Here is a 13,976-nt window from a genome sequence, read left to right on the forward strand (position 1 = left end):
AAGCGAATTTGAGGTGTACTTTCTCACTAAGGCTTGAGACAAGCTCTTCGCCAAGTGAGAAATGTAGTTTGGTAGGCAGTTTTGAAGACACATCTTTACAAGTATTTATTATATTGATATAATAGTTGTATGCGCGAGTGGCTCAGTTGGTGGAGTACGACCTTGCCAAGGTCGGGGTCGCGGGTTCGAGTCCCGTCTCGCGCTTAACTAAAACCCTTGAATATTCAAGGGTTCTTTTTATTTGTGTGATATTTCGTGTGATATATTTTTGATGTGTTCAAGCACCTTGCTTGTAAATCTTTCATTGTAGTCGTCCATAACGCCTCTATATATATTCTTTAGTGTGCCGTCTGATGCCCAACCGCCGCGCTGCATGATATACACATCCGGCACACCTATGGCGTGCATCATACTTGCAGCGTAATGCCTTAAGTCGTGAAATCTGAAAGACTGTATCTCTAAATCTCTTAGTATCTTAGCAAAGCGATGTGTAATCTGATTAGGGTTCAGATCTACAAGCTTGCCGGTCGTGGGCAACTCTTTAATTATGTAGCCAGGCATATCTATATCACGCGTGCTTGATGTTGTCTTTGTGGTCTTGATTGTCCAGTCCTTGCCTTCTGTATATACAAGCGCCTTATTTATATGTATTATACCGCCCTCTACATCCTCTGCAGTCAATGCACACACCTCAGAGCGTCTGAGAGTGCCAAACGCTGCAAGGTATACAGCTATGAGCATGTCTCTGTCCTTTTCTTTGCAGTACTCTATGATAGCCTTTATATCCGCATCTGTAGGCACATATAGCCGAGGCTTTATTCTTTGTGGCAAGCTTACATTTATATGCATATTCGGATAGTAGGCTTTAAGGACTGCATACAAGAAGCCGTAAGCGTTTTTTACCGTCTTTGGACTTCTACCGACGGCATAAGAATTTACCCACCTTTGTATCAGATCCGGCGTAAATTTGCTTAAAGGAAGTCGCAAGTAGCCTTCAAAAGCATTATATATAAGTCGCTTGTAATTTACTAAAGTAGTAGGCGACAAGATATTAGATTTCATATTGCAATAATTGAGCATTGCATCTTCAAGCTTTATATCTGAATTTTTAGATACATCTACATTATCAAGCTTGTAAGCTGTGGCCATATGCTCTGCTTCCTTTTTTGTTTTTGCCGTGAAGGACTTGTAATGCTTTTTCCCTTTATCGTCCGTATAATCATAGATTTGGCATCTGTAACTGCCCGACGGTAGTTTCTTTGCTGTAGCCATTTAGACCTCCTTTTGAGTATAAAAATAACGCCTCTTGCGAGGTGCCTGCCTAAATGGTATAATAATAACTGATATTTATTTGCGAATATCGCAGTTGATTTAAGATTAGGCGCGGCCACGCAAGTGGCTAATCCTTGAGAGCCTCCGTATTGGCGTACGGGGGTTCTTTTTAGTTTTAATATTGTTTAAAATAAGTTACTTTTGCAAGATATCACCGTCATAAGAGAAATATTTACCTGCTGCATTTGCCGCCACATCCGACTTGCTAAAAGTTGCGTGTCCGTACTCTCCAAAATCAAGAGTTATCGTATCCCATGCATTGAAATATTCATCACCTAAGTCAAGTATCGGATCTGTTATATCAGACACAGAAGTTTCGGCTATTGCGTCTATAGGCAGTTGTATCTTGCTATTATCATTTACATGAGTTAGGTCTACTGCTATAGAAAGATTTTTATCATTCATAGTAACGCTTTTTAATTCTGCCCCCGGGGTCATGTGGTCAGGAAGTATCTCATTTACTTTTGCCACAAGTTCATCGCTTGAGACAGGGGCAACATCACTTGATGCACTTGCCTCATAAGGTTCGCCAGTCTCGGCATTAAAATACTTTTCTTGTAGAAGTGTACCTTTTCCGAGTGTTTTTGCGGATACTTCTTCTTTATCTATATGCTCCATAACTCTTACATAAAGCATTCCTGCAGTATTCTGTATACAAGTAGTGGTCTTTGTCGAAAAGTTGATTATAAAGTGAATTTCGTCGGGCTGCATGAAATTCTTATAGTAGTCAAATGCAAAATCTATAGGATTGGTTGCACTTGTCATTCTGTTTAGCTTCCACTTACCTGTAGTGTCGTCATTTACACGCATCGGGTCGTCAAGACTGTATTCCTTTTTCATCTCTTCTTTCTTATTTGTAGCCTCTGTGGTAGCGGCTTCAGAAGTTGCCTCGCTACTTGTTACAGTAGTGTCGGTAGTACTCTCATTAGATGCAGCAGCTCCGCCACATCCTGTAAGCACCATGGCCATAGCCACGGCTATCAATTCTTTTTTCATATGTTCCTCCAAAAAATTTATAAAATCCTACCCCCCACCTTGACAACCGAACAAACATTCGATATATTTATTACATCGCTATTTTAGTTGTGCAGGGTAACAGGAGGGGAAAATGTCTGATAAGGAAGTGTTTAAAGAGCTCTGCAGATTGCTCTTGCTTGCAAATCGTAGACAATTAAGATTGATACTCTTATATGTCAAAAATCTGCTTAAGGCTGACTGATGTCGGTCTTTTTTATTGCTCTTTTTCTTCTACTTCATTCGCACAAACGGTAATAATCTTTTCTAAGACCTTCCACTCTTCATCGTTTAATTTTGCGATGGCAGACACAAATCTTTTTTTAAATGTATTAGACGCATCCCACTGAATGTCGCCGATAAAACTGATAATTTCTTCATCTAAAGTCATATCTTTGAACATCTCGCCTGTGCCATATCTCAACCAATCTTCATTTACATTGAATTCACGGCAGATGGCCAAGATGTTTGAGTCACTCAGTCCGACAACTCCACTTTCTATCTTAGATATAGCGGCCTTTTTAACACCAATTCTTTCGCCGAATTTTTCTCCTGACAGACCTAACTCTTTTCTAAGCTCTTTAATTCTGTCGTTCATTACAACCTCCTTTCTTCTCTTCTTTCCCTATGCCTACAGTATATATAGAAGAAGAATAAAAGTCAAGAAAAAAGTTGAAAAAAGATACTAAAAGACTTGACAAAGTAGAAATCAGATACTATAATGTATCTATAAGATACAGATAAAGGAAACACAAAGGAGAACAAAAATGAAAAAATTTGAAGTAGGAAAGATTTACAGAGAAAGAAAGTACGAAGGAAGAATGGATGTGGAAATCAAGATAGTAAAAAGAACTGCTAAAACGGTGACTTTTATCTATACAAAGCCAAATTGGTGGGAGGATGACATAACCAAAGAGTACAGAAAAAAGATTAGCGATATGGGACAAGGTGAAGTTATTTACTTCGGTAGCAACTGGGCTACCCCGACCGTAGACCCTGAGCCTATAGAAGAGATTACAGAAGCTGTGATTGCTTCATAAATAACAGGGGCATAAAGCCCCGCCCCTTACGGGGTAGAAAGGAGTACAGAGATGACAAAGAAGGATACAAAGAAGATTGTAGCAATCTTAAAAGCAACACTGCCAAAGCTTAGCCAGGAAAAGCAAGAATACTTGCTTGGATTGGCGGAGGGAATGGAGATGGCAAGAGTGATTGCGGAGGATAAAGAGGAAAAGGCAAGCTAAAGGAGGGTAAATGACTAGAGAGGAAGCAATAGTGCAATTAGAAGATTTAAGAGAGCATTGTAAGGAGTACATAAAAGAAGACGAAGAAGGATTTAGTGTGTGGTCGGATGATGTAGAAGCATTGAATATTGCCATTGACGCACTTAGAAAACAGGAGGTAATAATTTGAACGAATTAAAACTCATAGAGCAAAGGAAAGTATTGGGAAAAGAGTTCAGAATATATGGAGATTTTGAAAACCCGCTATTCGTAGCCGTAGATGTTGCAGAGTGGATTGAGCATAGCAACACAACGGAAATGCTAAAAGGGATAGATGATGATGAAAAGCTGACTTCAATAATTCTTAGGGCAGGTCAAAGAAGAGCAGTAGCTATGCTGACCGAAGACGGATTGTATGAGGTTCTAATGCAGAGCAGGAAGCCGATAGCAAAAGAGTTTAAGAGGGAAGTAAAGCAAATTCTTAAAACCATCCGCAAGCACGGTTTATACGCTAAAGAAGAGCTACTGGATAATCCGGATATAGCAATAGCAGCTTTCAAGGCGCTAAAAGAAGAGAGGGAAGCAAGGAAAGCATTAGAGGTTGAAAATAACGCAATGAAGCCAAAGGCATTATTTGCCGATGCGGTATCGGCAAGCCACACATCAATCCTAATCGGTGAGCTTGCAAAGCTTATCAAGCAGAACGGCATCGACATCGGCCAAAAGCGACTTTTTGAATGGCTTAGAGAGCAGGGCTTCTTGATGAAATCGGGCAGTAGTAAAAACATGCCCACTCAAAGAAGCATGGAGCAAGGTCTCTTTGAGATAAAGGAAAGTAGCTATATAAATTCTGAAGGCGTGACCGTGGTCACTAAGACTACAAAGGTCACAGGGAAAGGACAGATATATTTCACAAATAAATTTTTATGTAAATAGGAGGAAACATGGAAGGAAGAATGATAAAAGGTGTTGTGATTCCTACATTGGCAAGGGGTACAGCAGAGGAAGAAAATGAAAGGGCTTTGAACGCCTTGGAGAATATAGTTTTTAAACAAAAAATGGATAGTGAGGATTTAAAGCGCAAATACAGGCTTGTATATGACGCTGCATCTAAGCAGCGAGCGGAGTTAAGCGCATTTAAAAATAGAATGTATGTAGCCTTCGCGGGGCTTTGCATGGCCGATGTGGTCTTCATCCTGATGCTTGTAAAGATGCTTATCAAATGACTTACAAGCATCAATGGATGATAGATTTTTTCAGTAATCTACTTGAAGAAAAGAAAAAAGAAGGAAATGACAGAGATGTGGCAGAAATAAAAAAGGCCATACAGGTCATAAAAAAACATGAGGAGGAGAAAAATGCCGAGATTAGCACCGTCAAGGACGGAGATAATGGATAGAAGCTTTAGGGCTGCATATCTGGCAGGCCTTGAGCTTAAAGGACTGAAGACAAAAAACATTGCAAGCCTTATCGGTAAGTGTGAAAAGACGGTGGCTCATAAAAGAGACCACCCGGCGGATATGACAGTGTTTGAGTTAAGAGCGATAGCGGATAAGCTGGACTTCACAGCGGAGCAGGTCGCAAGCATGATATTAAAGTAAAGATGATAGAAAGAAAGATATTGGCCAATCGTGAAGAGTGGCTGAAACATAGAAGCAGGATAGGCGGTTCAGATGCCGCCGCAATTGTGGGATTGAATCCCTATAAGACAAATACCGATTTGTACTTAGAAAAGACGGGGCAAAAAGAAAGCCCTGACATATCCGATAAACCTTATGTGCTGTACGGTACAAAGGCGGAGGAGCATCTAAGAGAGTTGTTCAGATTAGACTTTCCGCAGTATCAAGTACAGTACTTTGACAATAATATGTATTTAAACTCTAAGTATCCTTTTGCCCACGCAAGCCTTGACGGTGAGCTTACAGACGAAGACGGCAGAAGGGGCATACTTGAGATAAAGACAACAAACATATTACAGAGTATGCAAAAAGAGAAGTGGAAGGATAGGATACCCGATAATTACTTTATACAAGTACTGCATTATCTGATGGTCACTGAATTTGACTTTGTAGTACTTAAGGCACAGCTAAAGAGTGAATTTGGCGGTCAGATATACCTGCAGACTAAGCACTACTTTATCGAAAGAAGTGAGGTTGAAGGAGATATAGAGTATTTAGCGGAGGAAGAAGCGAAGTTTTGGAAGTGCGTGGAGGCTAAAAGGATGCCCGATCTGATACTTCCTGATATATAAAGATACTATTTTCCCGACATCGGGAAAATGGCAAAGAAAAAGGAGAACTATGGAATTAAAGATATACAATCCGAGTGAAGATGGATTTATAAAAGCAATTGAATGGAATTATGACGAACTCAAGGCGGAGCTTGTAAAAAAGCTTGAGGACTACAAAGGACTTGTATACACAGAAGAGCAGATAAAAGAGGCTAAAGCCGACAGAGCAAAACTCAATGCCTTGGCGACCGCGATAGATAGCAAGCGAAAAGAGATAAAAAAGCAGTGCTTACAGCCTTATGAGCAATTTGAAGCACAAATAAAAGACCTGCTTGCGGTCATAAAGGAGCCTGTGGCCTTGATAGACTCACAAATCAAAGGCTATGAGGAAGAAAAAAAGCAAAAGAAGCTTGAAGAGGTCAAGGCGCTGTTTGAGAAGCTGAAGGATGCAGCAGGTGAAGAGCTTGAGTTTGTCGGCTTTGAGCAGATATTTGAAGATAAGTTTTTAAATGCGAGCTTGTCACTCAAGATGGTTGAGACTGTAATAAGTAATAAATTTAATGCTATCAAGCACGATATCAAGACTATAGCAGAATTAAAAGAATACAGTTTTGAAGCTACAGAAGTATACAAAGAGACCTTAAATCTTAATACAGCGCTTAAAAAAGCAAAGTATATGGTGGATATAGCTGAAAAGAAAAAGGTTGAAGAAGAGAGAAAAGAGCAGGAAAAGGAAGAAGCAGTTAAGGGCGCTGCATCGGATCCGCAAGAAGCGGAAGAACCTGCAGATGTAAAAAGAGAGTGGACCGCATTTGAAGCGTATATAAGCGCTAAAGAAGCGAAAATGTTAGCTGCATGGCTAAAGTTAAATAATATCAAAATCAGGAGGATTTAAAAATGGTACAAAACAGTTTAGTAGCAAAGAAGAAGGCGACAGGCTTCACAGCATACCTGACAGCGGATGCGGTCAAGGAGCAGATAAATAAGGTTGTGGGAAGCAAGAACGGCACGCGCTTTATAAGCTCAATAGTGTCGGCGGTAAATAATAATAAGGAACTACAGACCTGCAGTAATTCAAGTATCCTATCTGCTGCATTGCTTGGAGAGAGTCTTAATCTCTCACCAAGCCCACAGCTTGGCCAATATTACCTCGTACCCTTTAATAACAAGGATGGCAAGGTGGCACAATTCCAACTTGGTTACAAAGGATATATACAGCTTGCTATCCGTTCGGGACAGTACAAGAAAATCAATGTCCTTGCAATAAAAGAGGGTGAGCTTGTTCGATACGATCCGCTTAATGAAGAGATAGAAGTTAATCTCATAGAGGACGAAGAGGAAAGAGAAAAGGCAAACACAATCGGCTATTATGCAATGTTTGAGTATACAAACGGCTTTAAAAAGGCGATGTACTGGAGCAAAGCAAAGATGGAGGCTCATGCGATAAAGTACTCTGCCGGATATGCAGCAGATAAAAGGAAAGGCAATCAATATACTTTCTGGTCGAAAGACTTTGATGGTATGGCCTATAAGACAATGCTCAGACAGCTGATAAGCAAGTGGGGCATCATGAGCATCGACCTTGTAACTGCTATAGATTCAGATATGGCCGTGATAAATTCAGATGGCAGTAAGTCATATGTGGAGACTGAAGAAGATGTGAATAATTATACAGAAAATAGCAGCGATAAAGTGGTCGACAGTGAGACTACAGAGAAGAAGGAAGGTGCAGAAAAGAAAGAGGATACAAGGAAGCAGGAGGAAGCGAAAGAAGAGGGCGAAGACGACAACATAGGCGATGCGCTTTTTGAGTAATCAAGATTAAGAAAAAATCATAGAGATAAAGCCACGGTGCGAAACTAAAATAAAAAATATTTACGCTTAATTATTTAAGGTATCACAGTAATGCGACCGGGTCGTAGGGGCTTGCCGTGTTGGCCAACCTCTGCAGTGCGTAGCACAAAGAAGCAGATGGAGGACCGTCCAGTACATTCCCGATATGCCGGCTGTATAGAACTTGACCGCAAAATCTTAAAGCTTTAAATACTTCTAAGTTTGGTTATATGTGTCACGACTTAAAAGCGCTGTATGGCTTATCTCTTTGATGATAAAAAGGAGAAGATATGGGCAATAGGATGATAAAAGAAACTATAAGGACAGATTTACAAATAAATAGACTGACTGATTTTCAGTTTAGACTTTGGACATATCTACTCACTTATGTAGACGATTACGGAAGAGGTAGCGCAGACCCTGACTTGGTAAAAGGGTTTTGCTTTCCAAGGCGAAAGGATGTGACAGCTAAAAGTATCAGTGCAGGCTTTAAAGAGCTGCAAAACGAAGGCTTAGTGAAAATCTATAGAGTCGACGAAGAGGTGTATTTTTACTTCCCAAGCTGGGAAAAACATCAAAGGATACAAGCAAAAAGGTCGCTGTATCCGGAGCCACCAAGTTCAGAGGATTGTGACGGTTTTGACAATTCCACCGTGACCCACGGTAACCCACCGTTGCCCACCGTGACCCACGGTAACCCACCGTTGCCCACCGTGACTCACGGTAACCCACCGCCTGAAGTAGAAGTAGAAGTAGAAGAAGAAATAGAATATACATCTACTGACGTAGATGTTTGCGCGGAGCCAAAAAAAGAAAAGCAGGCGACAGATGAAAAAGAGCAGGCAATATTTGAGATACTGACCAATACGGGAGAGGGCTATCCCTTCTTTCAAGCAGATATAGACCTGTACAAGAGTCTGTATCCGTCGGTAGATATCGCTCAAGAGATGCGAAAGATGGTGGGATGGTCGGATGCTAATCCTGCAAAGCGAAAAACGAAAATGGGCATGAAACGCTTTGTAAATGGATGGCTATCAAGAGAGCAAGACAAGTACAAGCCTGCAAGTGCATCTGCTGCAAAGTCCGCAGGTACAAAATTCAATAACTTTGAGCAAAGAAATGACGACATAGATGCAGATATGCAAGAAGCATTTATGCAGCAACTAAAAGGAGTAGCAGATGGCTAAAGATAAAAGATATATAGCCTTCACGGTGCCGGGCAAGCCTTTAGGCAAGCAAAGGCCGCGTTTTTCACGACAAGGCACAGCGGTAAGGACATACACGCCGAGGCAGACTGTAGAGTATGAAAGACTTGTAAAAGAGTCATACATAGCAGCAGGCGGAAAGAAGCTGGAAGGTACTATTGGTGCGACTATACGCGGATATTTCGAGCCGCCAAGGTCGACAAGTAAAAAACAAAGGCAAAAGATGCTTAGTGGAGAAATCGGCTACACAAAAAAGATAGACGCTGACAATTTGGCCAAAAGCATCTTAGATGCGCTTAACGGCGTAGCCTATGACGATGATGCGCAAGTGTGTTTGCTCTTGGTCTACAAAGCTTACGCAGAGACGGCAAGAGTAGAGGTGCAACTCAAAGAACTTTAATAAAATTTGATATTATAAAATTAAATGGCGTTACAAAATGCATTATATGGCGTTTTTATAGTGCAGTAGATAAAAGTATCACTAAGGCAATAAAAATAGCTTCTAGGCATACTGTGGCTAAAATTATGGGGTATATAAAGCGAATCGAAAGGAGAAAAGTGAACGAAGAGAAAATAAATAAGGCTATTGAGGCTTTTAAGACAGCTGAAAAGATAGTAAGAGACTTTTATGATAAGCCTGTAGTCGTCACATACAGTGGCGGAAAGGATAGTGATGTCTTGCTGGATCTAGCAATAAAATCGGGCATAGACTTTGAAGTATCTCATAGCATTACGACTGTTGATGCACCGCAAACAAATAGACACGTAAACGAGGTTTTTGCGGAGCTGAAAGAAAAAGGCATAAAGGCATATAAGAAAATGCCAATCTACAAAGGTAAGCCAGTAAACATGTTTAGCCTGATAGCACAAAAGGGCATACCTCCTACAAGGCTTGTAAGATATTGTTGCGGAGTGTTCAAAGAAGGGACGGAGAGGAATAGAGTAGTCGCATTAGGCGTGCGGGCTGCTGAATCTTCTAAAAGACAAAATAGAGATACCTTTGCCACGTGGGGCAGTAAAACAAGAGATGCTAAGTATTTTAGCTTATCTCATGTGGATGAAGTATTCAAAGACGCTAAAGAGCAAAATGAGGTTTGGGATTGCGTGATAGTATCAACCGCAAGAAAACACAAAACTATACTTGTAAATCCAATATATGACTGGACGTATGCGGAAATCTGGGAATATATACACGAAAATAATATCGCATACAATGAGCTGTACGATATGGGGTACAGTAGAGTGGGCTGTATATTGTGCCCTTTGGCAAATAAACGAGAAAAACAAAGAGATATACTAACATTTCCCGCATACAAAGAACGATACATAAAAGCTTTTGAAAAAATGCTTGAAGTCAGGAAGGAAAGAGGAAAAGGCGATGGAAACGGCGGAGTGTGGAAAGATGCTGAATCAGTGTTTAAATGGTGGATTGAAGATAAGACAATAGAAGGGCAAATGAAGTTTGACTTTGCGGAGGAGAAAAAGGGATGAGAATATATTTATCAGGCCCGATTACAGGCGTTGAAAATTATCACTTAAATTTTTTAAAAGCCGAAAATCAAGTGAGAGATATTTTCAAAAACGACGAGGTAATAAATCCGATGTGGATGGGTAACATGCTGCCGGGCGGTAGTCATGAAGAGTATATGACTCTTTGCTTTGCACTGGTCGGCATGGCGGACAAGATGGTCATGCTTGAAGGCTGGCAGCAGTCGCAAGGCGCGCGTATGGAGAAAAGTCTTGCTGAAGAAATGGGTATAGATGTGCTTGAGCTTGGAGCAAGCGGAGAGATAAAACATATATAAAAAAGAGTATATATGCATAAAAATGAAAAAATACTTATATGGAGTAAATAAAAATGCTAGACTTTGGAAAATTACAGGCGGATGTGATAAAAGACGTTTTCAAGTCAAAATTTACCGGCAAAGTGGCGGATTATAAAGTTTATGGTTTTATCGTAATAGATGGGAATAGGTATATACCTGTAGTGTATAAAAACATATCAATTTTCTTAATACCTGTGACATATTGCTTATTCAGTCTCGCAATTATAGACGTAGGAATTGCAGTAAAAAAGATGTTTGAAAATATAAAAGATGTAGAGGAACTTAAGGACACAAAAACGATAAAACAGGTAGCAGGTGGAATACAACTAAAAGAGCTTAAGACACCTGACGGAAAAACAATCTTTGTGGATGAGAGTCTATTAAAACCTTTTGGCCAAGGCATAAGATATTACGTAAATAAAGATTGCGATACAGTTGTCTACGTAAAAGGAGCAAAAGAATATTTAGGCTTAGTAATGGTTACGCGAAAAAGGTAGATGTTGAAGCAAATTGAAATACAAAAAAATGTTATGTGTGAGGTGAGAAATGAAAAATGATAAAGCTAAAAAAGTTTGGGAGTTGCTTAGTAAAATTACATTTGAGTTAAACCAAATCGAAGTAACACACTCGGACATAGAAATACTGGAAGAATGGATGCAAAATGCGAATATTTGTGTCACCTTCAGTGCTGAGGGATGGCAAGGAGGAGAGTTCCGCCCTTGCTTGTCCACTTCCGATTTTGTAGATATAGCAAAAATGTCTACAGAGGTGATGCATAAGAGAATAATGCAAAGAAACGCTGAGGCGCTGAAATATGTAAAAGAGATACAGGAAATGCTGACGGAGGCGGAAGAGGAGGCAAATGAGTAGTGATTTTTACAATGCTGAAGGCTATAAAGATAGCACAGCTTACAAGGCAATTATGGCAATAGAAGAAACAAAGAAAAGAAAGATGAAGGAGCAGGCCGAACACGATAAGCTTGTACAGCATATTAAGTACATCGTGGAGCTTGCAGGTTTTAGGCTTGGCGACAGAGTTAAGCTTGTACATAAAGAGAGTAGGAGGAGGTATGAGTAATTGGAGTTAAGCGAATTAAAGGCAAAAGTGCTAGAGATTTTTGAGATTACAGAAGTAAAAGACTTAGGATCTGCATTGGCTAAAAATCTTGATAACTATGATAAAATGATGGCCTTTGAGGAGGCTGTAAATGGCGACTTGTCAAAGGATTGGTTACAGAAGATTTATCAATATCATGAAGCGGACCGCAAAGAAAAGAAACAAGACTACACACCGGCAAGCCTAGGAAAGCTTTTGGCCAAATTATCTGGGAATGGAGATACTGTAATAGACCTTTGTGCAGGCAGTGGAGCATTGACTATTCAGAAGTGGAATGAAAATCACAATCAAAGATTTTTGCTATACGAATTAGACGGGAATGTAATCCCATATCTGCTGTACAACTTAGCAATAAGAAACATCGAGGCTGCAGTGATGAGAGCGGATGTATTGAAAAATGAAGTATATGAAAGCTGGGAAGTAAAGAAGGGAGAAAAGTATGGGAAGTGTATTGCTATCAAATCCGCCGTATAACCTAAAGTGGGAGCCACCAAGTATGGCAGGGTTCGACCAAAGATTTATGGGCTATGGTATACCACCGAAAAACAATGCAAATTATGCTTTTATACTTACAGGTGTAAACTTAGCTGATAAGTCTTGCTTTTTACTGCCGCTTTCAGTGTTGAGTCCAAAGCAATTAGAAAGCGACATAATAAAAATGCTTGTAAGTGAAAATTACCTTGAAACGGTCGTATTACTGCCCGGTGACATGTTTGAGTCTACAAGTATACCTATTTGCGTCTTGTCTTTTAATAAAAATAAGACTACTACGAAAGTTGTTTTTGTAGACGCGAGAGAAATGGCAGAAAAAGAGATCAGGGAGCAAAGAGGACAATTTGGCGGAGCTTCACATGAAGGCAGAGTATACAAAAAAGAAGTTAATGTATTAAATGATGAGGCTATAGAGAAGATAGATGACATTATAAAAAAATGTAGGGATGTAGAAGGGATATCTAAATGCGTAAGCATAGACGCAATAGCAAGTAAAGGCTACTCAATAAGGCCACAGGACTACATAACATCTGCCGAGGTGGAAGAGGTACACAGAAGTTATAAAGACATAGCAAGCGACTATAACCGCGTAATACAGAACAAAAACGCGCTTAAAATAACGATTAACGAAACATTAGCCAAAACTTTAGGACTATATAATGCATACGCAAATAAAAAAGAAAGTGACATTAGTAAAAGCTTCGAAGTAGTGGGCGAAAAAGCGGATAAAGAAGATTATATATCTCTTACAAAGTCTGCAATTTTTAAAATCGAATGTAGAAGCGACAAAGCGTTTCCCGAATTGCTTACCGTATTTGTATCAATGTGGAAGCAGCATATAATGTTTTTGAACAACGAAGAAAATAAGATTTTGGCAGAATTTAGAGATGCGCTACTGCCGGATCTAATGCAAGGAAAAATACAAGTCGAATAGGATAAGATAGAGGAGAGAGAAAAATGAATGTATTGGTAGCTTGCGAATGTAGTCAGACGGTCTGTAAAGAGTTTAGAGCATTAGGGCACGAAGCTTACAGCTGTGACATAGAAGACCAATACGGCGGACATCCGGAATGGCATATAAAAGGCGATTGCCTGGAAATTTTGAGGGGGGGGGCAGATGTTTGAGACAGAGGACGGAAGCGCTCACAATGTAGATAAGTGGAATTTAATAATTGCACATCCGCCTTGTACTTACTTGAGCAATGCAGCGACAAGAAGCCACAGCTTGAAGGGCGCCACACTTGAGCAAATCAACGCAAGGACGGCAAAGAGGATACAGGCGCAAGAATTCTTTATGAAATTCGCAAATTCGGATTGCGAAAAGGTAGCGATAGAAAATCCGGTTGGAGTAATGAACACTGTATACAGAAAACCCGACCAAATAATTGAGCCGTACCAATTTGCCGAAAGTGTAGATGATAAAGAAAATTACGTGACAAAAAGGACATGCTTGTGGCTAAAAGGATTGAAACCCTTGCAGGGCAACAACTTAGATAAGCCTAATAATGCCGAATTATACGGCAGATGGTCAAATGGAAAAGCGGGTTGTTGGCATGAAGTACAGGGGCAGAAGAATAAAGCAGCAGTCAGAAGCAAGACATTTCCGGGCATAGCAAAGGCTATGGCGGAGCAGTGGGGTGAAAATGATGGAAGATAATTTAAAAGAACTTATCAAAATACAAAAAAAAGAAATATGAGACTATA

General features: G+C 40.1%; 23 protein-coding genes and 1 tRNA gene. 21 read left to right on the forward strand and 3 right to left on the reverse strand.

The genetic code is table 11. The features are described 5' to 3' along the window. Nucleotides 1-131 precede the first annotated feature (131 nt). Nucleotides 132-204, forward strand: a tRNA-Gly gene (locus EHW90_RS00005). 33 nt (nucleotides 205-237) lie between these two features. Here EHW90_RS00005 and EHW90_RS00010 read toward each other — a convergent pair. The 3 genes from EHW90_RS00010 to EHW90_RS00020 form a co-directional block, all read right to left on the reverse strand. Next, nucleotides 238-1,272 carry a site-specific integrase gene (locus tag EHW90_RS00010; RefSeq protein WP_124950209.1) on the reverse strand — a complete coding sequence of 345 codons (1,035 nt, stop codon included), beginning with the start codon at nucleotides 1,270-1,272 and terminating at the stop codon, nucleotides 238-240. Nucleotides 1,273-1,467: 195 nt separating this feature from the next. After that, nucleotides 1,468-2,328: a hypothetical protein gene (locus tag EHW90_RS00015; RefSeq protein ID WP_124950211.1), complete on the reverse strand. Its 861-nt coding sequence runs from the start codon at nucleotides 2,326-2,328 to the stop codon at nucleotides 1,468-1,470. 235 nt (nucleotides 2,329-2,563) lie between these two features. Beyond that, nucleotides 2,564-2,944, reverse strand: coding sequence for a helix-turn-helix domain-containing protein (locus EHW90_RS00020; RefSeq protein ID WP_124950213.1), 381 nt, complete (start codon nucleotides 2,942-2,944; stop codon nucleotides 2,564-2,566). Nucleotides 2,945-3,113: 169 nt separating this feature from the next. Between EHW90_RS00020 and EHW90_RS00025 the strand changes: the two genes are divergently transcribed. The 20 genes from EHW90_RS00025 to EHW90_RS00105 all read left to right on the forward strand — a co-directional run bounded on the left by EHW90_RS00025 (nucleotide 3,114) and on the right by EHW90_RS00105 (nucleotide 13,929). Then, nucleotides 3,114-3,386, forward strand: coding sequence for a hypothetical protein (locus tag EHW90_RS00025; protein WP_124950215.1), 273 nt, complete (start codon nucleotides 3,114-3,116; stop codon nucleotides 3,384-3,386). 51 nt (nucleotides 3,387-3,437) lie between these two features. Then, complete coding sequence (locus EHW90_RS13230) at nucleotides 3,438-3,590, forward strand: hypothetical protein (protein ID WP_167456736.1); 153 nt, start codon at nucleotides 3,438-3,440, stop codon at nucleotides 3,588-3,590. Between the two features lie 10 nt (nucleotides 3,591-3,600). Then, complete coding sequence (locus tag EHW90_RS13235; protein WP_167456737.1) at nucleotides 3,601-3,759, forward strand: hypothetical protein; 159 nt, start codon at nucleotides 3,601-3,603, stop codon at nucleotides 3,757-3,759. After that, nucleotides 3,756-4,505: a phage antirepressor KilAC domain-containing protein gene (locus EHW90_RS00030; RefSeq protein ID WP_124950217.1), complete on the forward strand. Its 750-nt coding sequence runs from the start codon at nucleotides 3,756-3,758 to the stop codon at nucleotides 4,503-4,505. The genes EHW90_RS13235 and EHW90_RS00030 overlap by 4 nt, the downstream gene beginning before the upstream one ends. Before the next feature lie 8 nt (nucleotides 4,506-4,513). Next, the gene (locus tag EHW90_RS00035; RefSeq protein WP_124950219.1) at nucleotides 4,514-4,795 is read left to right on the forward strand and encodes a hypothetical protein; all 282 of its coding nucleotides are present in this window, start codon (nucleotides 4,514-4,516) and stop codon (nucleotides 4,793-4,795) included. Between the two features lie 17 nt (nucleotides 4,796-4,812). After that, entirely contained in the window at nucleotides 4,813-4,968 is a 156-nt protein-coding gene (locus tag EHW90_RS13240; RefSeq protein WP_207667022.1) for a hypothetical protein, read from the forward strand. Continuing rightward, nucleotides 4,928-5,170 carry an XRE family transcriptional regulator gene (locus EHW90_RS00040; protein WP_124950221.1) on the forward strand — a complete coding sequence of 81 codons (243 nt, stop codon included), beginning with the start codon at nucleotides 4,928-4,930 and terminating at the stop codon, nucleotides 5,168-5,170. The genes EHW90_RS13240 and EHW90_RS00040 overlap by 41 nt, the downstream gene beginning before the upstream one ends. Before the next feature lie 2 nt (nucleotides 5,171-5,172). Then, entirely contained in the window at nucleotides 5,173-5,820 is a 648-nt protein-coding gene (locus EHW90_RS00045; RefSeq protein ID WP_124950223.1) for a YqaJ viral recombinase family protein, read from the forward strand. A gap of 49 nt (nucleotides 5,821-5,869) precedes the next feature. Beyond that, nucleotides 5,870-6,694, forward strand: coding sequence for a DUF1351 domain-containing protein (locus tag EHW90_RS00050; RefSeq protein WP_124950225.1), 825 nt, complete (start codon nucleotides 5,870-5,872; stop codon nucleotides 6,692-6,694). Between the two features lie 2 nt (nucleotides 6,695-6,696). After that, on the forward strand, nucleotides 6,697-7,614 hold the full coding sequence (locus tag EHW90_RS00055; RefSeq protein WP_124950227.1) for a recombinase RecT: 918 nt from the start codon (nucleotides 6,697-6,699) through the stop codon (nucleotides 7,612-7,614). 308 nt (nucleotides 7,615-7,922) lie between these two features. After that, the gene (locus tag EHW90_RS00060; RefSeq protein WP_124950229.1) at nucleotides 7,923-8,819 is read left to right on the forward strand and encodes a hypothetical protein; all 897 of its coding nucleotides are present in this window, start codon (nucleotides 7,923-7,925) and stop codon (nucleotides 8,817-8,819) included. Continuing rightward, nucleotides 8,812-9,237, forward strand: a complete 426-nt coding sequence (locus EHW90_RS00065; RefSeq protein ID WP_124950231.1) for a RusA family crossover junction endodeoxyribonuclease — start codon at nucleotides 8,812-8,814, stop codon at nucleotides 9,235-9,237. The genes EHW90_RS00060 and EHW90_RS00065 overlap by 8 nt, the downstream gene beginning before the upstream one ends. Nucleotides 9,238-9,395: 158 nt before the next feature. Beyond that, nucleotides 9,396-10,328, forward strand: coding sequence for a phosphoadenosine phosphosulfate reductase family protein (locus EHW90_RS00070; protein ID WP_167456739.1), 933 nt, complete (start codon nucleotides 9,396-9,398; stop codon nucleotides 10,326-10,328). Next, nucleotides 10,325-10,642: a DUF4406 domain-containing protein gene (locus tag EHW90_RS00075; RefSeq protein ID WP_124950236.1), complete on the forward strand. Its 318-nt coding sequence runs from the start codon at nucleotides 10,325-10,327 to the stop codon at nucleotides 10,640-10,642. The genes EHW90_RS00070 and EHW90_RS00075 overlap by 4 nt, the downstream gene beginning before the upstream one ends. 53 nt (nucleotides 10,643-10,695) lie before the next feature. After that, nucleotides 10,696-11,160, forward strand: coding sequence for a hypothetical protein (locus tag EHW90_RS00080; RefSeq protein WP_124950238.1), 465 nt, complete (start codon nucleotides 10,696-10,698; stop codon nucleotides 11,158-11,160). Between the two features lie 49 nt (nucleotides 11,161-11,209). After that, nucleotides 11,210-11,533, forward strand: coding sequence for a hypothetical protein (locus tag EHW90_RS00085; RefSeq protein ID WP_124950240.1), 324 nt, complete (start codon nucleotides 11,210-11,212; stop codon nucleotides 11,531-11,533). Continuing rightward, nucleotides 11,526-11,741: a hypothetical protein gene (locus tag EHW90_RS00090; RefSeq protein WP_124950242.1), complete on the forward strand. Its 216-nt coding sequence runs from the start codon at nucleotides 11,526-11,528 to the stop codon at nucleotides 11,739-11,741. Before EHW90_RS00085 ends, EHW90_RS00090 begins: the two co-directional genes overlap by 8 nt. Next, complete coding sequence (locus tag EHW90_RS13605; RefSeq protein WP_124950244.1) at nucleotides 11,742-12,254, forward strand: N-6 DNA methylase; 513 nt, start codon at nucleotides 11,742-11,744, stop codon at nucleotides 12,252-12,254. After that, on the forward strand, nucleotides 12,220-13,206 hold the full coding sequence (locus tag EHW90_RS00100) for an N-6 DNA methylase (protein WP_124950246.1): 987 nt from the start codon (nucleotides 12,220-12,222) through the stop codon (nucleotides 13,204-13,206). Before EHW90_RS13605 ends, EHW90_RS00100 begins: the two co-directional genes overlap by 35 nt. 183 nt (nucleotides 13,207-13,389) lie before the next feature. Next, nucleotides 13,390-13,929, forward strand: a complete 540-nt coding sequence (locus tag EHW90_RS00105; protein ID WP_243113869.1) for a hypothetical protein — start codon at nucleotides 13,390-13,392, stop codon at nucleotides 13,927-13,929. Nucleotides 13,930-13,976: the final 47 nt, after the last annotated feature.

Source organism: Lachnoanaerobaculum orale (assembly GCF_003862485.1).
GTDB lineage: Bacteria > Bacillota > Clostridia > Lachnospirales > Lachnospiraceae > Lachnoanaerobaculum > Lachnoanaerobaculum orale.